Source organism: Methylobacterium nonmethylotrophicum, assembly GCF_004745635.1.
In the GTDB taxonomy this organism is placed as follows: Bacteria; Pseudomonadota; Alphaproteobacteria; order Rhizobiales; family Beijerinckiaceae; genus Methylobacterium; species Methylobacterium nonmethylotrophicum.
Window position 1 is genome coordinate 79339 of the sequence record NZ_SRLB01000018.1, and the last position, 20135, is coordinate 99473.

General features: G+C 72.1%; 21 protein-coding genes. 14 read left to right on the top strand and 7 right to left on the bottom strand.

Going from position 1 to position 20135, the window contains the following annotated elements; genetic code table 11:
• The first annotated feature begins 90 nt into the window (after positions 1-90).
• Positions 91-300 (top strand): hypothetical protein, encoded by a 210-nt coding sequence (locus EU555_RS22935; protein ID WP_135417539.1) that lies wholly within the window; start codon positions 91-93, stop codon positions 298-300.
• A 181-nt stretch (positions 301-481) separates the two neighbouring features.
• Positions 482-1831 carry a Gfo/Idh/MocA family protein gene (locus tag EU555_RS22940; protein WP_135417540.1) on the top strand — a complete coding sequence of 450 codons (1350 nt, stop codon included), beginning with the start codon at positions 482-484 and terminating at the stop codon, positions 1829-1831.
• A gap of 108 nt (positions 1832-1939) precedes the next feature.
• On the opposite strand, the gene EU555_RS22945 is transcribed toward EU555_RS22940, so the two are convergent.
• Genes EU555_RS22945 through EU555_RS22955 form a run of 3 tightly spaced genes read right to left on the bottom strand, consistent with a single transcriptional unit; the run spans position 1940 to position 4200 of the window.
• Complete coding sequence (locus EU555_RS22945; RefSeq protein ID WP_135417541.1) at positions 1940-2572, bottom strand: HAD-IA family hydrolase; 633 nt, start codon at positions 2570-2572, stop codon at positions 1940-1942.
• Positions 2573-2621: 49 nt separating this feature from the next.
• Positions 2622-3038, bottom strand: a complete 417-nt coding sequence (locus EU555_RS22950) for a RidA family protein (protein WP_135417542.1) — start codon at positions 3036-3038, stop codon at positions 2622-2624.
• A 10-nt stretch (positions 3039-3048) separates the two neighbouring features.
• Positions 3049-4200 carry a DSD1 family PLP-dependent enzyme gene (locus EU555_RS22955; RefSeq protein ID WP_135417543.1) on the bottom strand — a complete coding sequence of 384 codons (1152 nt, stop codon included), beginning with the start codon at positions 4198-4200 and terminating at the stop codon, positions 3049-3051.
• Positions 4201-4302: 102 nt separating this feature from the next.
• On the opposite strand from EU555_RS22955, the gene EU555_RS22960 reads away from it, so the two are divergent.
• Positions 4303-5223 carry a LysR family transcriptional regulator gene (locus EU555_RS22960; RefSeq protein WP_135417544.1) on the top strand — a complete coding sequence of 307 codons (921 nt, stop codon included), beginning with the start codon at positions 4303-4305 and terminating at the stop codon, positions 5221-5223.
• Here EU555_RS22960 and EU555_RS22965 read toward each other — a convergent pair.
• Positions 5220-6176 carry a glycosyltransferase family 47 protein gene (locus EU555_RS22965; protein ID WP_135417545.1) on the bottom strand — a complete coding sequence of 319 codons (957 nt, stop codon included), beginning with the start codon at positions 6174-6176 and terminating at the stop codon, positions 5220-5222. The genes EU555_RS22960 and EU555_RS22965 overlap by 4 nt on opposite strands.
• A 228-nt stretch (positions 6177-6404) precedes the next feature.
• Between EU555_RS22965 and EU555_RS22970 the strand changes: the two genes are divergently transcribed.
• Complete coding sequence (locus EU555_RS22970) at positions 6405-8567, top strand: protein-disulfide reductase DsbD family protein (protein WP_135417546.1); 2163 nt, start codon at positions 6405-6407, stop codon at positions 8565-8567.
• 63 nt (positions 8568-8630) lie between these two features.
• Here the strand turns inward: EU555_RS22970 and olsB are convergent, their stop codons facing one another.
• Both olsB and EU555_RS22980 read right to left on the bottom strand, forming a co-directional pair.
• The gene (olsB, locus tag EU555_RS22975; protein ID WP_245524442.1) at positions 8631-9647 is read right to left on the bottom strand and encodes a l-ornithine N(alpha)-acyltransferase; all 1017 of its coding nucleotides are present in this window, start codon (positions 9645-9647) and stop codon (positions 8631-8633) included.
• Between the two features lie 169 nt (positions 9648-9816).
• Positions 9817-10212 (bottom strand): DUF2267 domain-containing protein, encoded by a 396-nt coding sequence (locus EU555_RS22980; RefSeq protein ID WP_135417547.1) that lies wholly within the window; start codon positions 10210-10212, stop codon positions 9817-9819.
• 274 nt (positions 10213-10486) lie between these two features.
• On the opposite strand from EU555_RS22980, the gene rplU reads away from it, so the two are divergent.
• The 6 genes from rplU (at position 10487) to proB (ending at position 14612) form a co-directional block, all read left to right on the top strand.
• Positions 10487-10804 carry a 50S ribosomal protein L21 gene (rplU, locus tag EU555_RS22985; RefSeq protein WP_135417548.1) on the top strand — a complete coding sequence of 106 codons (318 nt, stop codon included), beginning with the start codon at positions 10487-10489 and terminating at the stop codon, positions 10802-10804.
• Positions 10805-10846: 42 nt separating this feature from the next.
• Complete coding sequence (gene rpmA / locus EU555_RS22990; protein WP_135417549.1) at positions 10847-11128, top strand: 50S ribosomal protein L27; 282 nt, start codon at positions 10847-10849, stop codon at positions 11126-11128.
• 193 nt (positions 11129-11321) lie between these two features.
• Positions 11322-11957, top strand: coding sequence for a GNAT family N-acetyltransferase (locus EU555_RS22995; protein ID WP_135417550.1), 636 nt, complete (start codon positions 11322-11324; stop codon positions 11955-11957).
• Positions 11958-12021: 64 nt separating this feature from the next.
• Positions 12022-13050: a GTPase ObgE gene (obgE, locus tag EU555_RS23000; protein WP_135417551.1), complete on the top strand. Its 1029-nt coding sequence runs from the start codon at positions 12022-12024 to the stop codon at positions 13048-13050.
• A gap of 36 nt (positions 13051-13086) precedes the next feature.
• Entirely contained in the window at positions 13087-13365 is a 279-nt protein-coding gene (locus EU555_RS23005; RefSeq protein ID WP_135417552.1) for a hypothetical protein, read from the top strand.
• Between the two features lie 92 nt (positions 13366-13457).
• Entirely contained in the window at positions 13458-14612 is a 1155-nt protein-coding gene (proB, locus tag EU555_RS23010; RefSeq protein ID WP_245524443.1) for a glutamate 5-kinase, read from the top strand.
• Between the two features lie 796 nt (positions 14613-15408).
• Here the strand turns inward: proB and EU555_RS23015 are convergent.
• The gene (locus EU555_RS23015) at positions 15409-15621 is read right to left on the bottom strand and encodes a hypothetical protein (RefSeq protein ID WP_135417553.1); all 213 of its coding nucleotides are present in this window, start codon (positions 15619-15621) and stop codon (positions 15409-15411) included.
• 329 nt (positions 15622-15950) lie between these two features.
• On the opposite strand from EU555_RS23015, the gene EU555_RS23020 reads away from it, so the two are divergent.
• The 4 genes from EU555_RS23020 to EU555_RS23035 all read left to right on the top strand — a co-directional run bounded on the left by EU555_RS23020 (position 15951) and on the right by EU555_RS23035 (position 19864).
• Complete coding sequence (locus tag EU555_RS23020) at positions 15951-17399, top strand: homospermidine synthase (RefSeq protein WP_135417554.1); 1449 nt, start codon at positions 15951-15953, stop codon at positions 17397-17399.
• 110 nt (positions 17400-17509) lie between these two features.
• Positions 17510-18076 (top strand): Uma2 family endonuclease, encoded by a 567-nt coding sequence (locus EU555_RS23025; protein WP_135417555.1) that lies wholly within the window; start codon positions 17510-17512, stop codon positions 18074-18076.
• A gap of 14 nt (positions 18077-18090) precedes the next feature.
• The gene (locus tag EU555_RS23030) at positions 18091-18438 is read left to right on the top strand and encodes a hypothetical protein (RefSeq protein WP_135417556.1); all 348 of its coding nucleotides are present in this window, start codon (positions 18091-18093) and stop codon (positions 18436-18438) included.
• Between the two features lie 4 nt (positions 18439-18442).
• Entirely contained in the window at positions 18443-19864 is a 1422-nt protein-coding gene (locus tag EU555_RS23035; RefSeq protein ID WP_135417557.1) for an amidase, read from the top strand.
• Positions 19865-20135: the final 271 nt, after the last annotated feature.

Genomic DNA, 20135 nt, shown 5'->3' on the forward strand with positions numbered 1-20135 from the left:
AAAGCCGCATCGGGACAGCCCGGAACCCGCGGCGGGGCCGTGCCGTTGTCCGCCTGATTGGAGTTCTTCTAATTCACAAGGAGAGGCCGCATGGCGACGAACCCGTCCGCGAACTGCCGGAGCTGCCGCTACTACGACGACCACAAGCTCAACGCCGGCGCCCCGCAGGGCGACGAGGGCCTGTGCCGCTTCAACCCGCCGGTGAGCCAGCCGGAGCCGCAGGGCCACGGCCTGTGGCCGGTGGTCTCGGCCCAGGATTGGTGCGGGCATTTCTCGCCGGAGATGATGGCGGGCGAGTGAGCCGCCCCGCCGCGACGCGCTTCCGGAAAGGCCGGCCCGCGAGGGCCGGCCTTTTTCGCGTCATCGGCCGTTGTCGGATCGCAGGCGCCGTCGCCGCGGAGGGGCCGGGGCCCGGCGGCGGAGGAACCCTGTCCCCCGGGATACGTTGCGCAGGCTCCCGCCCCATGACGGATGGTTGCCGATGCCGGACGATGTCACCGCTCTCTCGCGCCGCAGCCTGATGATGGCGGGCGGCGCCACCCTGGTCGGCCTCGGCAGCGCGTCGGCGCAGGGCCTGCCCGGGCCCGAGCGGCCGGTCGACACCGGCAGGGTCGAGAACGGGCGGGTGACGTTTCCGAACTGGCGCGGCCCCTCCGACCGCCCCTCCCCGCCCCCGCCCGCGCCCCTGCCGCCGGCCGAGCGGGTCGGCTTCGCGATCGTCGGGCTCGGGCGGCTGTCCCTCGAGGAGATCCTTCCGGCGCTCGGCGAGTGCCGCAAGGCGAAGGCCGTCGCCCTCATGTCGGGCTCGCCCGACAAGGCCAAGGCGGTGGCGGCGCAACACGGCATCAGGCCGGAGGCGGTCTACGGCTACGACGGCTGGGACGCGCTGTCGCGCAACCCGGACGTGAAGGCGGTCTACATCGTCACCCCGAACGCCCTGCACCGCGACCAGGTCGTCGCCGCGGCGGGCGCCGGCAAGCACGTGCTCTGCGAGAAGCCGATGGCGACCTCCGCCGCGGAGGCCCGGGTGATGATCGATGCCTGCGCCAAGGCGAACGTGAAGCTGATGATCGCCTATCGCTGCCAGTACGAGCCCTACAACCGCGAGGTCGTGCATCTCGCGCGCGGCGGCAAGTACGGCAAGGTCAAGCTCATCGAGGCGACGAACACCCAGACCATGAGCCTGCCCGAGCAGTGGCGCCTGAAGAAGGCGCTCGCCGGCGGCGGCGCCCTGCCGGATATCGGGCTCTACTGCCTCAACGGGGTGCGGGCGCTGATGGGCGAGGAGCCGGTCTCGGTCCAGGCGCAGATCCACTCGCCGGACGATCCGCTCTTCCGCGAGGTCGAGGATACGGTGGCCTTCACCCTGCGCTTCCCCTCCGGCGCGCTCGCGCTCTGCTCCACCAGCTACGGCGCCCACGAGACCCGCTCGCTCACCGTCCAGGCCGAGGGCGGCGCGATCCAGCTCCAGAACGCCTTCGCGTATGAGGGCCAGCGCCTGTTTCTCAGCCACCGCGAGGGGAAGGCCGAGGCCAGGGAGGAGCGGGTGCTCGGGGCGAGGAACCAGTTCGCCCTCGAGATCGACCACATGGCGACCTGCATCCTGGAGAACCGCACGCCCCGCACCCCGGGCGAGGAGGGCCTGCAGGACCAGATCCTGATGGAGGCGATCTACGAAGCCGCCCGCACCGGCGCCACCGTGACGCTGAAGGGGCCGGAAGGGGTGGTGGCCCGGGGCGACAAGGAACCGGCCAAGGACCAGGCCGGCAAGGATGCGGCCGGCAGGCGCCTGGACCTGACCCGCGGCCCGGAGCCGGAGGATGCCGGCTAAGCAGAATCGCATGGCGCAATTCTGCTTAGCTTATTGTTTTTGCATCATTTTCTCCGCCGAACCGGTGACCGCTTCGGCACCGGTCATTCGCGACCGGCGGAATGATGCTCAGCCGAGCACGAAGGCCGGCAGCCCGTCGAGCGTCGTCGCGCGGGCGAGCGGCGCGGGGGTGCCGGGCGGCGGCGTCAGGCCGGAGCGGTCGTGCCAGTAGGTTGGCAGCCCGACCGTCGCCGTCCCGGCGAGGTCGTAGGGTGAGCCGGCGACGAAGAGGCAGCGCGGCGCGGCGACGCCGATCTCCCGGAGGCCGAGCCGGTAGGGAAGCGGATCGGGCTTGTAGAAGCCGGCCCGCTCCGCCGTGACGAGGACCGCCACATCGACGCCGACGCACTCCGCCGCGATGCGGCCGAGCCGCTCCGAGCAGTTCGTCACGATGCCGAGCGGCACGGACGCGCGGATGAGCGCCCGCAGGGCCTGCGTCACGCCGGGCCAGGGCCGCAACTCGCCGTAGCGCTCGCCGAGCTCGGCCGCCGCGCCGCGCGGCAGCCCGACCGCCTCGGCGGCCTGCGCGACGAGGTCCTCGTAGGGCTGGTAGCCGCCGGTGCGGTAGGTGATCCGCAGGTACTCGGCCCGCCAGCGCCGGCCGAGAGCGTCGTCGCCGGCGATCGCGTTCCACAGGGTCCAGCTGTCGAGGAGCGCGGTCAGCAAGTCGAACAGCACGGCGTCGTAGGCTCTCGCGGGCATCGTCTCTTCCTTTCCAGGCAACACGCGACGGTGACGGCGGGGGCGATCCTCACCGGCCCCGCACGGCGGTCGCCTCGACCTCCACCAGGTAGCCGTGGTGCAGCTCCGGCACCGGCACGACCGTGCGGGCCGGCCGCGCCTCGCCCAGCATCTCGGCATAGACCCGGTTGAAGTCCGGCCAGTGCTCGACACCGACGATGTAGGCGGTCACCCGCAGGATGCGGTCCGGCCCGCTCCCGGCCTCGGCCAGGATGGCGAGCAGGCTCGCCAGCGCCTGGCGCGCCTGCTCCTCGAACGGCCGGTCGGCCGTGTGGCTGCCGTCCGGCCGGGCGGCGAGCTGGCCCGAGACGAAGACGAGGTCGCGCCACGCGGTGGCCTGCGCGTAATGCCCGGCCGGGGCCGGCGCGGCGGCCGTGGCGACGCGGGCGATCGGATCGGATGTCGGATCGGATGTCGGATCGGTCATGGCGGCGCTCCTACCAGCCGTTGATGCGGGGCCAGACGGCCGCGGCGCGGCCGGCCGCGTCGAGGACGTGGTAGCGGTCGTGCTGGGCGCCGGTGGCGCAGGCGTGGTTGGGCAGGATGCGCACCTGCGCGCCGACCGGCAGGTCCGGCAGGGCCGCGCCGGAGCCGGGCCGAAGCGCCAGGATGCCGTGCTCCTGGTTGGCGTCCGTGACGAGGAGGTCGGGATAGGGCCGACCGGCCCGGTCGCAGACGACGCCGTAGCCCTGGTCGACCGCCTGGCGCGCGGTGCCGCGGTCGCGCGAGAGCGCCATCCAGCCGGCATCAACGACGATCCAGCCCTTCGCCCGCTGGTGGCCGATCACGGTGGCGAGCACCGACAGGGCGATGTCCTCCACCTCGACCGCGCCGGTCCCGGCCTGGAAGAGGTCGCCGAACATGAACACGCCGGCCCGGACCTCGGTGATCCCGGTGAGGTCGCGGGCGAAGCGCGCGGTCGGGGTCGAGCCGACGCTGACGACCGGACAGGGCAGGCCGGCCTGCCGCAGGGCATCGGCCGCGGTCACCGCCGCGACCCGCTCGGCCTCGGCCGCCGCCGCGTGGGCGTCGGGGTCGCTCAAGGCGTAGCTGTCGCCGGCATGGAGCAGGACGCCGCGCAGGGTCGCCCCCCCGGCGGTGAGGCACCGGCCGATCGCCACCAGGGTGTCGCGGTCGTGCGGCGCCACGCCGGAGCGGTGACCGTCGGCATCGACCTCGATCAGGACCGGAAGGGCGTCGCCGCCGCGTCTCGCGTGGCCCGCCACCGTCTCGGCCTGCTCCAGGCTGTCGAGGATCACCGCGAGGTCGGCACCGCCCGCCCGGATCGCCGCGACGCGGGGCAGCTTCGCCGGGGCGATGCCGACGCCGTAGATCATGTCGCGCACTCCGCCGGCCGCGAAATACTCCGCCTCGCGCAGGGTCGAGACCGTGGCGGGCCCCTCCGGCGCGGTCATGGCGAGGCGGGCGACGTCGAGGGATTTTGCCGTCTTGAGATGCGGCCGGAACGCGACGCCGAGCCCCGTCAGGTGGGCGCGCATCCGCGCGACGTTGGCGCGCAGGCGGGCCTCGTCGAGGAGCAGGCAGGGGGTCTGCAGCGTGTCCAGCGGCTCTCCGCTCGTCTCGGCCATGGGGTCAGGGCGCTCGCGCAACGATGTCTCTCATCGTAGAGATCACGTCCGCAGGGCGAATGCCATTAACGCCGCCTGCCTTCTGAATTAAGCTTCGGCTTAATGCTCAACACCGACGACCTCCGCTTCTTCGCCGCCATCGCGGACGCGCCCTCGCTCGCGGCCGCGTCGCGGGCCCTCGACGTGTCGCCGCCGGCGGTCACGCAGCGCCTGCGCGCCCTCGAGGAGCGGCTGGGCGTCCACCTCGTCGACCGGGCCGGGCGGCACCTCGCGCTGACCGACGAGGGCGAGCTCTTGGCCGAGCGCGGGCGGGCGGTCCTCGAGTCCCTCGGCGACCTCGACGAGGCGCTGGCCGCCCGGCGCGGGCAGGTGGTCGGGCACCTGCGGATCGTCGCCCCCCTCGGCTTCGGCCGCCGCCACGTGGCGCCCGTCGCGGCGGCGTTCCAGCAGGCGCATCCGCAGGTCGCGATCGATCTCCTGCTCTCCGACCGGATCGGCGGCGTGCCGTCCGGGACCTGGGACCTCGCCATCCATGTCGGCGAGATCGCCCAGGCGGCGCCCGGGCTGATCGCGCGGCGCCTCGCCCCCAACGCCCGGCTGGTCTGCGCCGCGCCGGCCTACCTCGCCGCCCGCGGCACGCCGGCGACGCCGGGCGACCTGCGGGACCACGCCTGCATCGCCCTGCGGGAGAACGACGAGGACGTGACCCTGTGGCGCTTCCGGCGCGAGGACGGAGCGGAGGAGCGGATCCGGGTCGAGCCGCGCCTGGCCAGCAACGACGGCGAGGTGGTGCGCCGCTGGGCGCTCTCCGGGCGGGGGATCATCCTGCGCTCGGAATGGGACGTGGCGGACGACCTCCGGGCGGGGCGCCTCGTCCGGCTCCTCGGCCCCTACGCGCTGCCGGACGCGCCCGTCGTGGCGCTCCTCGGCGCGCGCCGGGCCCGCGCCGCCCGAACCGGACGCTTCCTCGAGGCGCTGGCGGGCACGCTCGACCCGCCGCCCTGGCGGTCGCGGTCCGGCTAACGGTAGATCGCCCGCCGGATCGCGGCCTTCGCCCGGCTTGCCGGACCGGTCGCGAAAACCTGCTCGCGATAGTCCGGATCGGCCGCGAGGCGCGCCAGATGGGCCGAGAGGGTACCGGCGAAGCCCGCCATGCTGAAATTGTCGAGCCAGAGCGCGCGGCAGCGGCGCTGGCGGGCGACGAGGTCGTCGGTGCGCCAGACCTCCAGGATCCGCTCGGCCAATTGCCGGCGGGTCCGCGCCAGGATGATCGTGTCGTCGAAGGACCCGGAGCGGATCCCGGGCAGGACCGCGCCGGTATCGAGGAGGACCGGGATCCGGCCGCGAGACAGGACCTCGTACATCCGCACCGTCCAGTTGCCGATGCCGCGGTCGCAGATGACGAAGTCGGAGGAATCGATGTTCTGCTCGTACTCGGCCTTCGCCTGGTCGGCCGGGATGCCCTCGGCCCAGAACCGCTCCCGGACGAGGTAGTTGCTGGTGAAGTCGCGTCGCCCCGCGAAGTAGTCCAGGGTCCTGCGCCGCAGCCGGCGGTTCTTGAGCGTGCCGCAGAACCCGATCACCGGCCTCTCGCCGGGGACCCGCTCGGAAAAGCCGTCCGGATGCACGATCCAGAGGAACGGCAGCGTGAACTCGTTCGGCAGCCGCCAGCGCCGCGACAGACCGGTGCGGTAGACGAGCGTCCGCAGGCCGTCGCAATCGATGACCCCCTCGTAGTCGTTCTGGGAGAAGACGAGCAGCGGCCGGCCGCGCAGGCCGTCCCGGAGGCCGCCATAGGGGCCGAGGTCGCAGCGGTGATTGTGCCGGATGTCGCGCACCAGCCGGGGATAGACGGCCACGTCGCACTCGTCGGGGCGCGCGACGCGCGTCACCGCCGCCTGCGCCAGGAAGACCCGCAGGAACTCGTCCGGCTCGTCGAGCAGAAAGATCTTCGCCCGGTCGTCGCGCGCGCTCATCCGGGTCGAGCGGTCCGATCCGGGTGGGAAGGGCGAGCGATCGCGCAACCGGGCCTCTGGCAAAAACGTCGTGCGGCCTGGACCGACCCGGCCGCGATCGGGCGCTGCTCTAGAGCATGACGGCCGGGAGGGAAAGCCGGCCGGCGCGTTGCCGGGACCGCCTCCCCTCACGCGAACGCGATCCGCCCGGCCTCGCCAGCGCCGCAGAGTCCGGGTAACCGGAGGGGCATGTGCCCGCCCCGCGTTTCCGCCCTCCTCCTCGCGCTCCTGGCCGCCTGGCTCGCCGTCGGGACCGCCGACGCGCAGGCGCCGCGCCCCTCGAAATACGCCGACCTCGTCCGGGCCGAGCTTCTCACCGAGGAGAGCGCGGTCGCGCCGGGCGGCACGCTCACCGCCGGGGTGCGGCTGACGATGAAGCCGGGCTGGCACGTCTACTGGCGCAACCCGGGCGATTCGGGCCTGCCGCCGGAGATCGCCTGGTCGCTGCCCCCGGGCTTCGCCGCCGGGACCGTGGCGTGGCCGGCGCCGGAGCGGATCCCGGTCGGCGACCTGATGAATTTCGGCTACGAGGGCGAGGTGCTGCTGGCGGTGCCGCTCACCGTGCCGGAGACGGTCGGGCCCGGGCCCGTGTCGTTGCGCGCCAAGGTCTCCTACCTCGTCTGCGAGCGCGAATGCGTGCCGGGCGAGGCGGCCCTCGCGGCGAGCCTGCCGGTGGCGCCGGCCGGCACCAGCCCGCGGCCCGATCCCCGCGCGGCGGCGGCCTTCGCGCAGGCCCGGGAGCGGCTGCCGGTGCCCGCGCCCTGGCCGGCCCGGATGGTGCAGGATGGGGCGACGCCGGTGCTCCATCTCGACGCGCCGGGCCTCAAGGCCCGCGACGTCGCGTTCTTCCCCTATTCCGAGACCGCCCTCGAGCACGCCGCCGCGCAGGTCGCGACGACCGATGCCACCGGCCTTCATCTACGGCTCCAGCGCAGCAGCCAGGCCGCTCCGGATGCGCCGTCCCCCCGCGCCGACGGCGTGCTGACGCTCACGCAAGAGACCGAAACCGGCCCGGTCCGGCGCGCCTACGCCCTCGGCGAGGCGACGCCCGCCCCTCCGGCCGCCGCGCCCGCGGCGGCACCGGTCGCGACGGCCGCGGCGCCGGCGGAGGCCGAGGGCCTGTGGCAGGCGGCGCTGCTCGCCTTCCTGGGCGGGCTGCTGCTCAACCTGATGCCCTGCGTCTTCCCGGTCCTGTCGATCAAGGTCCTGAGCCTGGTGCGCCATTCTGGCGAGAGCCCGGGCCGGGTGCGGCTGCACGGGCTCGCCTACGCGGCCGGCGTGCTGGCGACGTTCCTGGGCCTCGCCGGCCTGCTGATCGCGCTCCGGGCCGGGGGTGCGCAGATCGGCTGGGGCTTCCAGCTGCAATCGCCCCTGGTGGTGGCGGGCCTCGCCTTCGGGCTGTTCGCCATGGGGTTGAGCCTGTCCGGCGTCTGGCATCTCGGGGCCGCGTCCTTCGGCGACGGGCTTGCCCGCCGCGCCGGGCTCGAGGGCTCGTTCTTCACCGGCGTGCTGGCGACCGTGGTCGCCACCCCCTGCACGGCGCCGTTCATGGGCGCGGCGGTCGGCTACGGCCTGACGCAGGGGCCTGCCGTGGCGCTCGCGGTCTTCGCGGCCCTGGGCCTCGGCCTCGCCCTCCCCTTCGCCCTGCTGGCGGCCTGGCCGGGGCTGTTGCGCCGCCTGCCGCGGCCCGGCGCCTGGATGGAGACCCTCAAGGGGCTCCTCGCCTTCCCGCTCTACCTGACCGTGGCGTGGCTGGTCTGGGTGCTGAGCCAGCAGGTCGGGCCCGCCGGGCTGATGGCCGGGCTCACCGGCCTGGTGCTGGTCGGGTTCTGCGCCTGGCTCGTTGCGCGCACCGCGACGATGGGCGGGCTCGCCCGGCGCGCGGGCCAGGCCGCCCTGGTCGTCGGCCTCCTCGCCCTTCTCGGCCTGCTGGCTGCGCTCGACCGGGACCGCGCCGGGCCGGTGGCGCTGGCCGCCGCGGACGGGATCGAGCCGTTCAGCCAGGCCCGCCTCGACGCGCTCCTGGCCGAGCGCCGGCCGGTCTTCGTCAACATGACGGCGGCGTGGTGCATCACCTGCCAGGTCAACGACCGCACCACCCTGCGAAGCGCCGCGGTGCGGGCCGCCTTCAAGGCCCACGACGTCGCCCAGATGAAGGGCGACTGGACCAACCAGAACCCAGAGATCACCCGGGTGCTCGAGGCGAACGGCCGCTCGGGCGTGCCGCTCTACCTGCTCTACGACGGACGGGGCGGCGTCGCGGTGCTGCCGCAGATCCTCACCGAGGCGTCCTTGCGCGGCGCCCTCGCCTCCCTGCCCGCCGGCACGGGGACCCGGGCCGCCCTGCCCTGAGGCTTGCGCCGGCCAGCTGCGCCGGGCCGCGACGCCCTTCCCGAGGCACGAGCCCCTGGAAGGTCACGCCGCGTGGCGGTCGGCCCCGGCGCCGAAATGGCCGATGTAGCGCGGCGCGATCGCCTCGACGGGGAGCACCACGAAGACGTCGGTCGTGCCGAACTGGTGATCGACCACCGCGCCGTCGCCGAAGGTGGCACCGACCCGGAGATATCCCTTGATCAGCGGCGGCAGCGCCTGGAGGGCGGCCTTGGGGTCGATCGCCTCGCGGCTGAGGCGGTCCATGGCGACGTGCCGGCCCGGCAGCGCGCGGGCGCGCCAGCCCTCGGGGGCGCGGGCGAAGTGGTGCAGGAAGCTCAGGGGCAGCGCGAGGCGGTCCGGATCGGTGCCCTCGAGGCTGGCGCAGCCGAGCATCGCGTCGATGCGGTGATGCAGGACGTAGGTCCAGATGCCGTGCCACAAGAGCTCGACGGTGCGCTTGGTGCGGTAGGGCTTGAGCACGCAGGAGCGGCCGAGCTCGAGCACGCGCTTGCCGGCATTGGCCTCGAGCACCGGGCCGAGGTCGTACTCGCCGGCGGTGTAGAAGCCGAAATGGCGGTCGGCCTGCTCCTGGCGCAGCAGCCGGTAGGTGCCCACCACCCGGGGCTTGGGCTTGCGGAAGGGCTTCGCTTCCTGGGCGGCGTGATCGATGACGAGGAGGTGGTCGCAGACCGCGTCGTACTCGTCGGCGTCGCGGCGCTTGATCAGCGCCAGGCCGGTCGGGATCGCCGCCATCTCCTCGTAGAAGACGCGGTAGCGCAGGCGCTGGGCCCGCTTGACCTCCTTCGGCGTCGTCGCGAGGCGCACCTCGAGGGAGCCGATCCGGCCGAGCACCGGGTCGAGCCCGGGGGTGGGGAAATGCTTCAGGCGCGGGAAGAGCCGCGAGGGCTGGCCGAAGCCCTTCTGGCCAAGCCCCTTCTGGCCAAATCCCTTGAGGTGGATGCCACCTTCGGCGGCGCGGCCGAGGAGGCGCGCGAGGGGGATGCCGGGCGGAGCAGCGCGGCCGTCGCCAGCGGGGCCGCGGGTGAGGAACGGAACCATGGTCGAGGCATCCCGTGCGGCGCCGACCGATCCGGCGCCCGTGAGGCGGTCGCCGCGACCGCCCCCGCGTGGCGACAGGACACCACGAAGCCGGCACGGGAATATGACAGACGTTTACATTGAGCGACAATCGGTTGGCGGGGCGGCACCGCCCCGCCGCGTCGAACGGTCAGACGAACTGGCCGAGGCCCGGGACCGAGCCGACGATCGGGCCCATCACGTCCTCGCCGGCCTTCTCGCGGCCATAGGCGAACAGCTCGCGGCCGAGCGGCTGCATCTGGCCCATCGGCACGCCGGCCGACATCAGCTTCTGGCCGAGCGCCATCACGCCCCCGCCCATCATGCCGCCGAGCATGCCCATCAGGCCGCCGCCGCCCTCCCCGGGCCCGCCGTCGCCGGACTGGGCGATCGCCGTCTCGGCACCCGGCATCGCCGCGATCAGGCGGCCGACCTCCTCGGGCGGGCCCTCCTTCTGCAGGAAGGCCAGGATGAGCCCGATCGCCTTCTGGGCCGTGGTCGCGTCGAGTCCCGTGGCCTGCGTCACCCGGGCAACAAGCTCTTCCATCGTGGTCTCCCGCACGTCAGCGTGCGACTGCCGGCCGGCACGCCGCCGGGCGGTCTTCGGCGAAGGCCGGCGGGAAATCAAGGCGGGCCCCGAAACCGGGGACCTGAGCGTTGACAGACGCCGCCCGCGCCCGTAACGGTGTTGCCTGGCGCGCGGACCGGCCGGTCCGCGCGCCGTCGCGTTCGCGGCAGCCGAATCGGGCGCCCGGACGTCAACTGTCAAAAAGACGACCCCGGCCATGCGCCGGAGGCCGGATGGAACACGGACGAGAACGATGTTCGCAGTGATCAAGACCGGCGGCAAGCAGTACCGCGTCGCCGCCAACGACGTCATCACGATCGAGAAGCTCGAGGGCGAGGCCGGCACCGCGGTCACCTTCGGCGAGGTGCTGCTGTTCACCGACGGCGCCGGCGCGACCCAGGTCGGCGCCCCGCTGGTCTCGGGCGTCAGCGTCGCCGGCGAGATCGTCGAGCAGACCCGCGGCCCGAAGGTCATCGCCTTCAAGAAGCGCCGCCGCCAGAACTCGCGCCGCAAGCGCGGTCATCGCCAGGACCTCACCGTGGTCCGCGTCACGGGCATCAGCGCCGCGTAAAGCTGGCCGCGAGCCCTTTTCCCAGATTCAGGAGTTAGCCCCATGGCTCACAAGAAGGCAGGCGGTTCGTCCCGCAACGGTCGCGATTCGGCCGGTCGTCGTCTCGGCGTGAAGAAGTTCGGCAGCGAAGCCGTGATCGCCGGCAACATTATCGTGCGTCAGCGCGGCACCAAGTGGCATCCCGGCACCAATGTCGGCATGGGCACCGACCATACCCTCTTCGCCCTCACCGATGGCCGCGTGCAATTCGTGACGAAACGAGGCCGCGCCTTCGTAGCGGTGGTCGCCAACGACCCCGCCCCGGCCCTGGAGGCCGCTGAGTAACCCGACGGAGCCAGTGACGAGGGAGCTCCGCCGGTGTCCCCACACCGACCCGGCGACTCCTGCTCATCTTAGGCCTCGATACGGCCGAGCTCCGAGCGAGATCACGAGGGGAAGGTGGGGCACCACCTTCCCCTTCGTCGTTCTCGTAACCGCGCCCGAGCGGCAGGCTCTGGGTTCGGATCGGAGTCAGGCGATGTTTCCCGACCTCACCCGCGACGATGTCTTCCGGCTCGAGACCCGGAGGCTGTGGCTGCGCTGGGCCCGCCAGGGCGACGCGCAAGCCCTCGTCCGCCTCGCCGGTGAGAAAGCCGTAGCCGGGATGACCGCCCGCATTCCGCATCCGCTCGACCCGCCGGCCGTGGATCAGTTCATCCTCGAGTCGCGGCGGGCCAATGCGGACGGGCATGCGCTGATCATGGCGATCACGCCCCGGCGCCAGCCGACGCAGGCGATCGGCGTCGTGAGCATCGAGCCCGACCCGGAGGGCGGCTCAGCCCATCTCGGCTACTGGCTCGGCACGCCGCATTGGGGCCAGGGGCTCGCCACGGAGGCCGCGCGGGCGATGATCGACGCCTTCTTCGCCTATACGGAGGGGAGCGAGCTCAGCGCGTCGGCCCGGGTGGTGAACCCCGCCTCGCGGCGGGTGTTGGAGAAGTGCGGCTTCGCCTCGGTCGGCTCCGGCCTGCAGGCGTTCCCGGCCCGCGGCGGCGTCTTCCCGGTCGACCGCTTCCGGCTCGACCGGCGGGCCTGGGACAGCCTGAAGACCTGGCACGCGGCGGGCCTCGTCTTCGCGCGCCACGACCGGCCGGAATGCCGGGCCGGCGCCTGATCTGACCGCGACCGGCGGCCGGGGCCCTCCCCGGCCGTCCTCACCCCATTCTGGAGTTTGTCCCGTGAAGTTCCTCGACGAGGCCAAGGTCTACGTCCGCTCGGGAGACGGCGGCGCCGGCTGCGTCTCGTTCCGGCGGGAGAAGTTCATCGAGTTCGGCGGGCCCGACGGCGGCGACGGCGGCCGGGGCGGCGACGTCTGGGTCGAGTGCGTCGAGGGACTGAACACCCTGATCGACTACCGCTACCAGCAGCACTTCAAGGCCCGCAAGGGTGAGCACGGCTCGGGCCGCAACCGCGCCGGGGGCAAGGGCGAGGACGTGGTGCTGAAGGTTCCGGCCGGCACCGAGATCCTGTCGGAGGACCGCGAGACCCTGATCGCCGACATGACGCAGGTCGGCCAGCGGGTGCGGCTCGCCAAGGGCGGCAACGGCGGCTTCGGCAACGCCTACTTCACCACCTCGACCAACCGCGCGCCCCGCCACGCCAATCCGGGCCTCGAGGGCGAGGAGCACTGGCTCTGGCTGCGGCTGAAGCTCATCGCCGATGCGGGCCTCGTCGGGCTGCCGAATGCCGGCAAGTCGACCTTCCTCGCCGCCGTCACGGCGGCGAAACCGAAGATCGCCGACTATCCCTTCACCACCCTGCATCCGGGCCTCGGCGTCGTGCGGGTCGACACCCGCGAATTCGTGCTCGCCGACATCCCGGGCCTGATCGAGGGGGCGCATGAGGGCGTCGGCCTCGGCGACAAGTTCCTGGCCCATGTCGAGCGCTGCCGGGTGCTGCTCCACCTCGTCGAGGGCACGAGCGAGGATGCCGGCGCCGCCTACCGGCTGGTGCGCACCGAGCTCGAGGCCTACGGCCACGGCCTTGCCGACAAGCCCGAGGTGGTGGCCCTGTCGAAGGCCGACGCCCTCGACCCCGAGACCCTGGCGCTCCAGCTCGAGCGGCTCGAGGCCGAGACGGGCCAAAAGCCCCTCGTCCTGTCCTCGGCCACGCGCCAGGGCGTGACGGAGGCCCTGCGCGCCCTGATGGCGCGCATGGATGCGGTCGCGGCCGAGACGCCGGCGGAGCGGGTGGCCTGGCAGCCTTGAGGCGCCGGGCGAGGGATTCGGGAACGAGGATCGATTGTGACCGAGAGGCTGGTCATCACTGATCCGGATACGATCGCTCTCGTGCATCGTGAAGCCGTGAGGCTCGGAACGACGCCGGAGGATGTGGTTCTTCGGGCCCTGCGCGCCTTCGAGGCCATGCTGCCTCCTGTCGACCATGCGACCGCGTGCATTGCGGCCGAACCGTCCGATTTCATCGGCCGGGCCCTCGCCCGCGCCGCATCGGCAAGAGCCGCGCTTCCCCCTGGAGCGAACACGGACCAGGGTGAACTCGACGACGATCCCGACCTGCGGTGACGATCGCGGATGGTGCGGCCTCGCCTTTGCGGACGGTCCGTCCTATGGCTCCGCTCCTGCCGCGTTCCGCCAGCAAGGACACGACCTCCAGCATGACCGCCCCCGTCCGCAGCGAGCCCCCGGTCGTGACCCCCACCCTCGACCAGTTCCGCCGCGTCGTCCTGAAGGTCGGCTCGGCGCTCCTCGTCGATCGCGCCCGGGGGCGGCTGCGCCACGCCTGGCTCGCGGCTTTGGCCGAGGACATCGCCGACCTGCACGGGCGCGGCATCGACGTGCTGGTAGTCTCCTCCGGCTCGATCGCGCTCGGGCGCACGGTGCTCGGCTTCGGCCCCGGGCCGTTGCGGCTCGAGGAGAGTCAGGCCGCGGCGGCGGTGGGACAGATCGCCCTCGCGCGCCACTGGTCGGAGGCGCTCGCCCATCACGGCATCGTCGCCGGCCAGATCCTGGTGACGCCGCAGGATACCGAGGAGCGCCGGCGCTACCTCAATGCGCGCGCCACCACCCTCAAGCTCCTGGAGGAGCGCGCCGTCCCGGTCGTCAACGAGAACGACACGGTGGCGACCTCGGAGATCCGCTACGGCGACAACGATCGGCTGGCCGCCCGGGTCGCCACGATGATCGGCGCCGACCTGCTGGTGCTCTTTTCCGACATCGACGGGCTCTACACCGCGCCGCCGGCGAGCGACCCGAATGCCGAGCACCTGCCTGTCATCGCCCGGATCACCCCGGAGATCGACGCCATGGCGGGCGGCCCGGCCTCGGAGCTGTCGCGCGGCGGCATGCGCACTAAGGTCGAGGCGGCCAAGATCGCGGTCTCGGGCGGCACGCACATGCTGATCGCCGACGGTCGGGGCAAGAACCCGCTCAAGGCGGTGGCGTCGGGCGCGCGCTGCTCGTGGTTCCTCGCCGGCTCGACGCCGGGTGCGGCCCGCAAGACCTGGATCGCCGGCTCGCTCGAGCCCCGCGGCACCCTGACGATCGACGCGGGCGCGGCGCGCGCGCTCCAGGGCGGCGCGAGCCTGCTGCCGGTCGGCGTCACGCGGGTCGAGGGCAGCTTCAGCCGCGGCGACGCGGTGACGATCCGGGCCGGCGACGGCACGGTGCTCGGCCGCGGCCTCGTGGCCTACGACAGCGACGATGCCGGCCGGATCCTCGGGCGGTCGAGCCGGGAGATCGAGGCGGTGCTCGGCTATCCGGGCCGGGCCGCGATGGTGCATCGGGACGATCTGGCGTTGGTGGGCGATTAAGGAGCTTTCGATCGCGGGGCCAGCCGAGCGGCTCTCGCACCAACGAGACGCTGCCTCGGACCGGACGTGCTGAAGGTGGGTTTCCCGCGGCTGTGCCTGCCTGTCAGAAATCTCTCGGGCAAGCGAGGTGCCAGCGTCGATCCGTTGTTTGATACACGGACAAATCGATCCGAGTTCCGAAAGGCGGATATATGAACAAACAACGTGGGCGGGGGAGTGACTCAATCCCCAATTTCTGAGCGTCTTCTCCCGTTATTTTAATCGCACCTGCGCAATTTTTGTCCTTCTCGAAACCAAGAAAAACAGCATTGATCTCTTCCTTTGCAATTATATCTTTAGATTTGGTTGTACGGTCCTTCCATTGCGAGCGACATTCGCCCAAATCTTGAATGGCGACTACGAAGCATTGGCATTGCGCATGAGCGGGACCACAGAGCAGAGCCAATGCGACCAACGACCTGGCGATCACTGAGTTGACTCCATGCCCTAGAGTTCAATGCGTTGAGCCATGTTGCGCAGATCCGCTCATGGGCGCAAGAGTCTCCTCAGCGATCCAAGCCGGATCCGACTTGCACTTGGCAGGTCCGGCATTTGGCAGATTCAGGCCTATCCGCCACAACCGCACTTATGGTCGCGACCCCGAGGTGACGATGGAGGATGTCGAGCCGGCCGCGCCGGTCGATCGATGTCGGCACGACTCCAGACACGAAGAAGGCGCCTGAGGGGCGTGTGACCGCCCCTGGCGCCTGCTTGGAACATCGAGCGTCCGTCACCCCGGCGGACCGGGGCGCGCGGCTCAGCAGAAGTACTGGCCGATGCGGCGCTCGAGATCGTCGGTGATGCGGCCGCCGTTGGTCTCGACGTACTCGCCGATCTGGCGCTCCAGGCGACGCTGGTTGGCGTCGTGGACCGCGCGGACCATGCGGCTGACGAGGGTGAGGATGCCGGGCTCCATGTCGGAGCGCTCCTCGGCGGGGGTGATGAGCGAGTGGGTGATGACCGCGAGCATGGGGATCTCCATTGAGATTGCGCGCGGGCGTTTCCGGTGTTCTTGTTGCAATGCAATATGGTCGCTATCGCGGTGCACACAAGCGTCGCCGGTGCAGCGGCGCCATGCGCATCCGGCATGCCGAGCGGGCCGGCCCGGTTAACCCGCCGGTAAAGCTTCGGTGCTGCGCGCCAACGGGTTGACCCCGCGGATCCGAGGCGTCAATCACCCGGTCGCCTGCACCCCGTCGCCCGCGCGTCATCCTGGCCTGCTAGGCGAGCCGACCGGCTCGGGGGGAGTTGTCCCCGCAGGCGGGGCACCGCAGCCACAATCCGGAGACCTTGAGCGCCATGACCGACCGCGCCACGACCGACTGGCCCGTCCACGGCCGCATCAGCGGCCCCATCGTGATGATCGGCTTCGGCTCGATCGGCCGGGGCACCCTGCCCCTGATCGAGCGCCACTTCACCTACGACAAGGCCCGGTTCACGGTGGTGGAGCCGTCGGATTCCCACAAGGCGCTCGCCGACAAGCACGGCCTGCGCTTCCGGCAGGTTGCGCTGACCAAGGACAATTATCGCGAGGTGCTGACGCCGCTCCTCACCGAGGGGGGCGGCCAGGGCTTCTGCGTCAACCTCTCGGTCGACACCTCGTCGCGGGACATCATGGAGCTGTGCCGCGAGATCGGCGCGCTCTACATCGACACCGTCGCCGAGCCGTGGCCGGGCTTCTACTTCGACAAGAACGCCGGGCCGGCCGACCGCACCAACTACGCGTTGCGCGAGCAGATCCTCGACGCGCGCCGCCGCAAGCCCGGCGGGCCGACCGCGGTGTCGTGCTGCGGCGCCAATCCCGGCATGGTGTCGTGGTTCGTCAAGCAGGCGCTCCTCAACGTCGCGGCCGATCTCGGCCTGCAGACGCCCGAGCCGAAGACCCGCGAGGACTGGGCCGCGCTGATGCGCGAGACCGGCGTCAAGGGCATCCACATCGCCGAGCGCGACACCCAGCGCGCCAAGTCCGAGAAGCCGCAGGGCGTGTTCGTCAACACTTGGTCGGTCGAGGGCTTCGTCTCGGAAGGAAACCAGCCGGCCGAGCTCGGCTGGGGCACACACGAGACCTGGATGCCGGAGAACGGCCGCACCCTCCCGAATGACGCCCCGGCGATCTACCTGCTCCAGCCCGGCGCCGACACCCGCGTGCGCTCCTGGACCCCGACCGCGCAGGCGCAGTTCGGCTTCCTCGTCACCCACAACGAGGCGATCTCGATCGCCGACTACTACACGGTGCGCCAGGACGGGAAGGCGGTCTACCGGCCGACCTGCCATTACGCCTACCATCCCTGCAACGAGGCGGTGCTGTCGCTGCACGAGATGTGGGGCCAGGCCGGCCGGGTGCAGGAGCAGCACCACATCCTCGACGAGAACGAGATCGTCGACGGCATCGACGAGCTCGGCGTGCTGCTCTACGGCCACGGCAAGAACGCCTACTGGTACGGCTCGCAGCTCTCGATCGAGGAGACCCGCCGCATCGCCCCATACCAGAACGCCACCGGCCTGCAGGTGACCTCCGCCGTGCTCGCCGGCATGGTCTGGGCGCTGGAGAACCCCGAGGCCGGCATCGTCGAGGCCGACGAGGTCGACTTCCGCCGCTGCCTCGAGGTGCAGCTGCCGTATCTCGGTCCCGTGATCGGGGTCTACACCGACTGGACGCCGCTCTCCGGCCGCCCCGGCCTCTTCCCGGAGGACATCGACGCGAGCGATCCCTGGCAGTTCCGCAACGTGCTGGTGCACGGGGCTTGACGCGCAAACACGCAGCACCGCGCCCGAAGATCGGGCGCGGTGCTGCGCCGCCGCAGGCTGTCGCCCGTCCCCGCCCGGTGCTACGATCCTGGCGGTGACAGGGAGCCGTGATGTCGCTCGCGCTGCGTCGCGCCCCGCGGATGCGGGTCGCCGAATTCATCGAGACGATCCGCGACCGTCCGGACGAGGAGCGCTGGGAGCTTCTCGACGGCGAGGCCGTGATGATGGCGCCGTCCAGCGAGCGCCATAACCAGATCGCCATGAACCTGGGACGCCAGCTCGCGGCACTTGCCGATCGTCTCGGCTGCCGGGCGCTGTCGGGGATGGGTGTCCGCAACGACTTCATCGACGACTTTGCGCCGATTCCTGACATGATCGTCCGGTGCGGCCCGCTCCTTCCTGACGGCTATGCCCGCGATCCGCTCGTCGTCGCCGAGGTGCTGTCACCCTCGACCATGCACAAGGACCGAGGGCGCAAGGCTGAGTTCTATCAAAGCCTCCAGACTCTGCGCGCCTATCTGATCATCTACCAGGACGAGGCCCGGGTGGAGGTCTGGTCGCGCGGGAACGGCCCGGACTGGGCCCTGCGCGTCCTCGGCCGCGACGACGCGATCCCGCTGCCGGATCTCGGCGGGGAGATCCCGGTCGCCGCCCTGTACAACGGCATCCCCCTCTGACGCCCGAGCCGCCCTTGCCCCATTTCGACGAATTCTACGCCAACAAGCTGCGCGGCACCCTGGGGGTGACCGACGCCGAATCGGTGCTCGACCTGCGCGGCGCGCCCCGGCCGCAGGCCGAGGCCTCGCTCTCCGACATGCTGGAGCGCAGCCGCTTCGCCAAGGGCAAGACCGTGGCGGTGCGCCTCGACGGGCCGGTGCCCGGGGGCGGCGAGACCCTGTTCCAGCCGATCGGCCGCCTGCTCCTCGACGCCAAGCGCCGCGGCTGGGTCGACCGGCTGCAGACCCTGCCGGCCCAGGACGGGCTCGGCTTCTACGTCGCCCTCGCCGGGCGGCCCGACAAGGCTCCCGAGACCCGCTGACAGCATGCCGTCCCAACTCTCCGCCCAGCCCTCCGCGACGAACCCCGCCGACCTTCCCGCCACCGAGCTCCTCGCGCTCTACGCCCGTCGCGCCCTCTCGCCGGTCGCCGTGGCCGAGGCGGTGATCGCCCGGGCCGAGGCCTCCGAGCCGGCCCTGCACGCCCTCTACGCCTTCGCGCCGGAGCAGGCCCTGGCGGCGGCCCGCGCCTCCGAGGCGCGCTGGATGCGAGGGGAGGCCCTGCCTCTCGACGGGGTGCCGGTCACCATCAAGGAGAACGTCGCCACCGAGGGCGTGCCGATGCCGCTCGGCACCGCCGCCCGGGACGACGCGCCCCCGAGCCCCGCCGACGCCCCGGCCGCCGCGCGCCTGCGCGAGGACGGCACGGTGATCGTCGCACGGACCACCATGCCGGATTACGGCATGCTGTCCTCGGGACTGTCGAGCTTCCATCCCCTCACCCGCAACCCCTGGAACCTCGCCAAGGGCCCGGGCGGCTCCTCGGCCGGCTCGGGCGCGGCGGCGGCCGCCGGCTACGGCCCGCTGCATCTCGGCACGGATATCGGCGGCTCGATCCGGCTGCCCGCCTCGTGGTGCGGCGTCGTCGGGCTCAAGCCCAGCCACGGCCGCGTGCCGCTCGACCCGCCCTATTACGGCCGCTGCGCCGGACCCCTCACCCGCACCGTCGCCGACGCGGCGCTGATGATGCGGACCCTGAGCCGCCCGGACGCGCGCGACCCCACGGCCCTGCCCCCGTCCGACCTGCCCTGGGACGACCTCGACGGGCTGGACCTGACGGGCCTGCGCCTCGGCCTGGTGATGGAGGCCGGCGCCGGCCTGCCCCTCGATCCGGCCAACCGCGCGGTGGTCGAGGCGGCGGCGCGCCTGCTGGCCGAGGCAGGCGCCGTCGTCGAGCCGGTCCCGGCCTTCCTGACGCAAGCGATGCTCGACGGGCTCGACCTGTTCTGGCGCCAGCGCGCCTCCCTCGACATCGAGGCCCTGGAGGAGGCGCGCCGCGCCCGCGTGCTGCCCTTCATCCGCGACTGGGCGGCGGGGGGCCAGTCCTTGAGCGGCGCGGCCGTCTTCCACGGCATGAGCCAGATGGCGGCGATGCGCGACGCCGCACTCGCTGCGATCCGTCCGTTCGACTTTCTGATCGGCCCTGTCTCGCCGAACCCGCCCTTCCCGGCCGAGCACGCCTCGCCGACCAACGACCCGGCCCGGGCCATGGCCCATATCGCCTACACGGTGCCGTTCAACATGTCCGAGCAGCCGGCGATCGCGGTGCCCGCCGGCTTCACGCCCGACGGGCTCCCGGTCGGCCTGCAGATCGCCGGACGGCGCTTCGACGATGTCGGCGTGCTGCGGCTGGCGCGGGCGTTCGAGACGATCCGGCCGGCCCTGCGGCCGTGGCCGGTGGTGGGGTAGGTCGACGAGCAGGACGCTCGCACGACGGATGTCACACCAACCGGGTCATTCCGGGCTCCGCTGCGCGGCCCCGGAATGACGATGGTTTGAACCAAATTCCGTTCGGCAGTTTTTTCGACTTATCCCACCCACGACCTCATCCTGAGGTGCTGCCGCTTGCGGCAGCCTCGAAGGAGGGGTCCAGACGTCTCGCTGTCCCTGGAGCCATCCTTCGAGGCCGCTACGCGGCACCTCAGGATGAGGTCTCGCGAGTGGGAAGAAGCAGGTGCCG

Coding starts and splice junctions, on each gene's coding strand:
- EU555_RS22935 (WP_135417539.1), top strand. CDS start 91: ATGGCGACGAACCCGTCCGCGAACTGCCGGAGCTGCCGCTACTACGAC.
- EU555_RS22940 (WP_135417540.1), top strand. CDS start 482: ATGCCGGACGATGTCACCGCTCTCTCGCGCCGCAGCCTGATGATGGCG.
- EU555_RS22945 (WP_135417541.1), bottom strand. CDS start 2,572: ATGCCCGCGAGAGCCTACGACGCCGTGCTGTTCGACTTGCTGACCGCG.
- EU555_RS22950 (WP_135417542.1), bottom strand. CDS start 3,038: ATGACCGATCCGACATCCGATCCGACATCCGATCCGATCGCCCGCGTC.
- EU555_RS22955 (WP_135417543.1), bottom strand. CDS start 4,200: ATGGCCGAGACGAGCGGAGAGCCGCTGGACACGCTGCAGACCCCCTGC.
- EU555_RS22960 (WP_135417544.1), top strand. CDS start 4,303: ATGCTCAACACCGACGACCTCCGCTTCTTCGCCGCCATCGCGGACGCG.
- EU555_RS22965 (WP_135417545.1), bottom strand. CDS start 6,176: ATGAGCGCGCGCGACGACCGGGCGAAGATCTTTCTGCTCGACGAGCCG.
- EU555_RS22970 (WP_135417546.1), top strand. CDS start 6,405: ATGTGCCCGCCCCGCGTTTCCGCCCTCCTCCTCGCGCTCCTGGCCGCC.
- olsB (WP_245524442.1), bottom strand. CDS start 9,647: ATGGTTCCGTTCCTCACCCGCGGCCCCGCTGGCGACGGCCGCGCTGCT.
- EU555_RS22980 (WP_135417547.1), bottom strand. CDS start 10,212: ATGGAAGAGCTTGTTGCCCGGGTGACGCAGGCCACGGGACTCGACGCG.
- rplU (WP_135417548.1), top strand. CDS start 10,487: ATGTTCGCAGTGATCAAGACCGGCGGCAAGCAGTACCGCGTCGCCGCC.
- rpmA (WP_135417549.1), top strand. CDS start 10,847: ATGGCTCACAAGAAGGCAGGCGGTTCGTCCCGCAACGGTCGCGATTCG.
- EU555_RS22995 (WP_135417550.1), top strand. CDS start 11,322: ATGTTTCCCGACCTCACCCGCGACGATGTCTTCCGGCTCGAGACCCGG.
- proB (WP_245524443.1), top strand. CDS start 13,458: ATGACCGCCCCCGTCCGCAGCGAGCCCCCGGTCGTGACCCCCACCCTC.
- EU555_RS23015 (WP_135417553.1), bottom strand. CDS start 15,621: ATGCTCGCGGTCATCACCCACTCGCTCATCACCCCCGCCGAGGAGCGC.
- EU555_RS23020 (WP_135417554.1), top strand. CDS start 15,951: ATGACCGACCGCGCCACGACCGACTGGCCCGTCCACGGCCGCATCAGC.
- EU555_RS23025 (WP_135417555.1), top strand. CDS start 17,510: ATGTCGCTCGCGCTGCGTCGCGCCCCGCGGATGCGGGTCGCCGAATTC.
- EU555_RS23035 (WP_135417557.1), top strand. CDS start 18,443: ATGCCGTCCCAACTCTCCGCCCAGCCCTCCGCGACGAACCCCGCCGAC.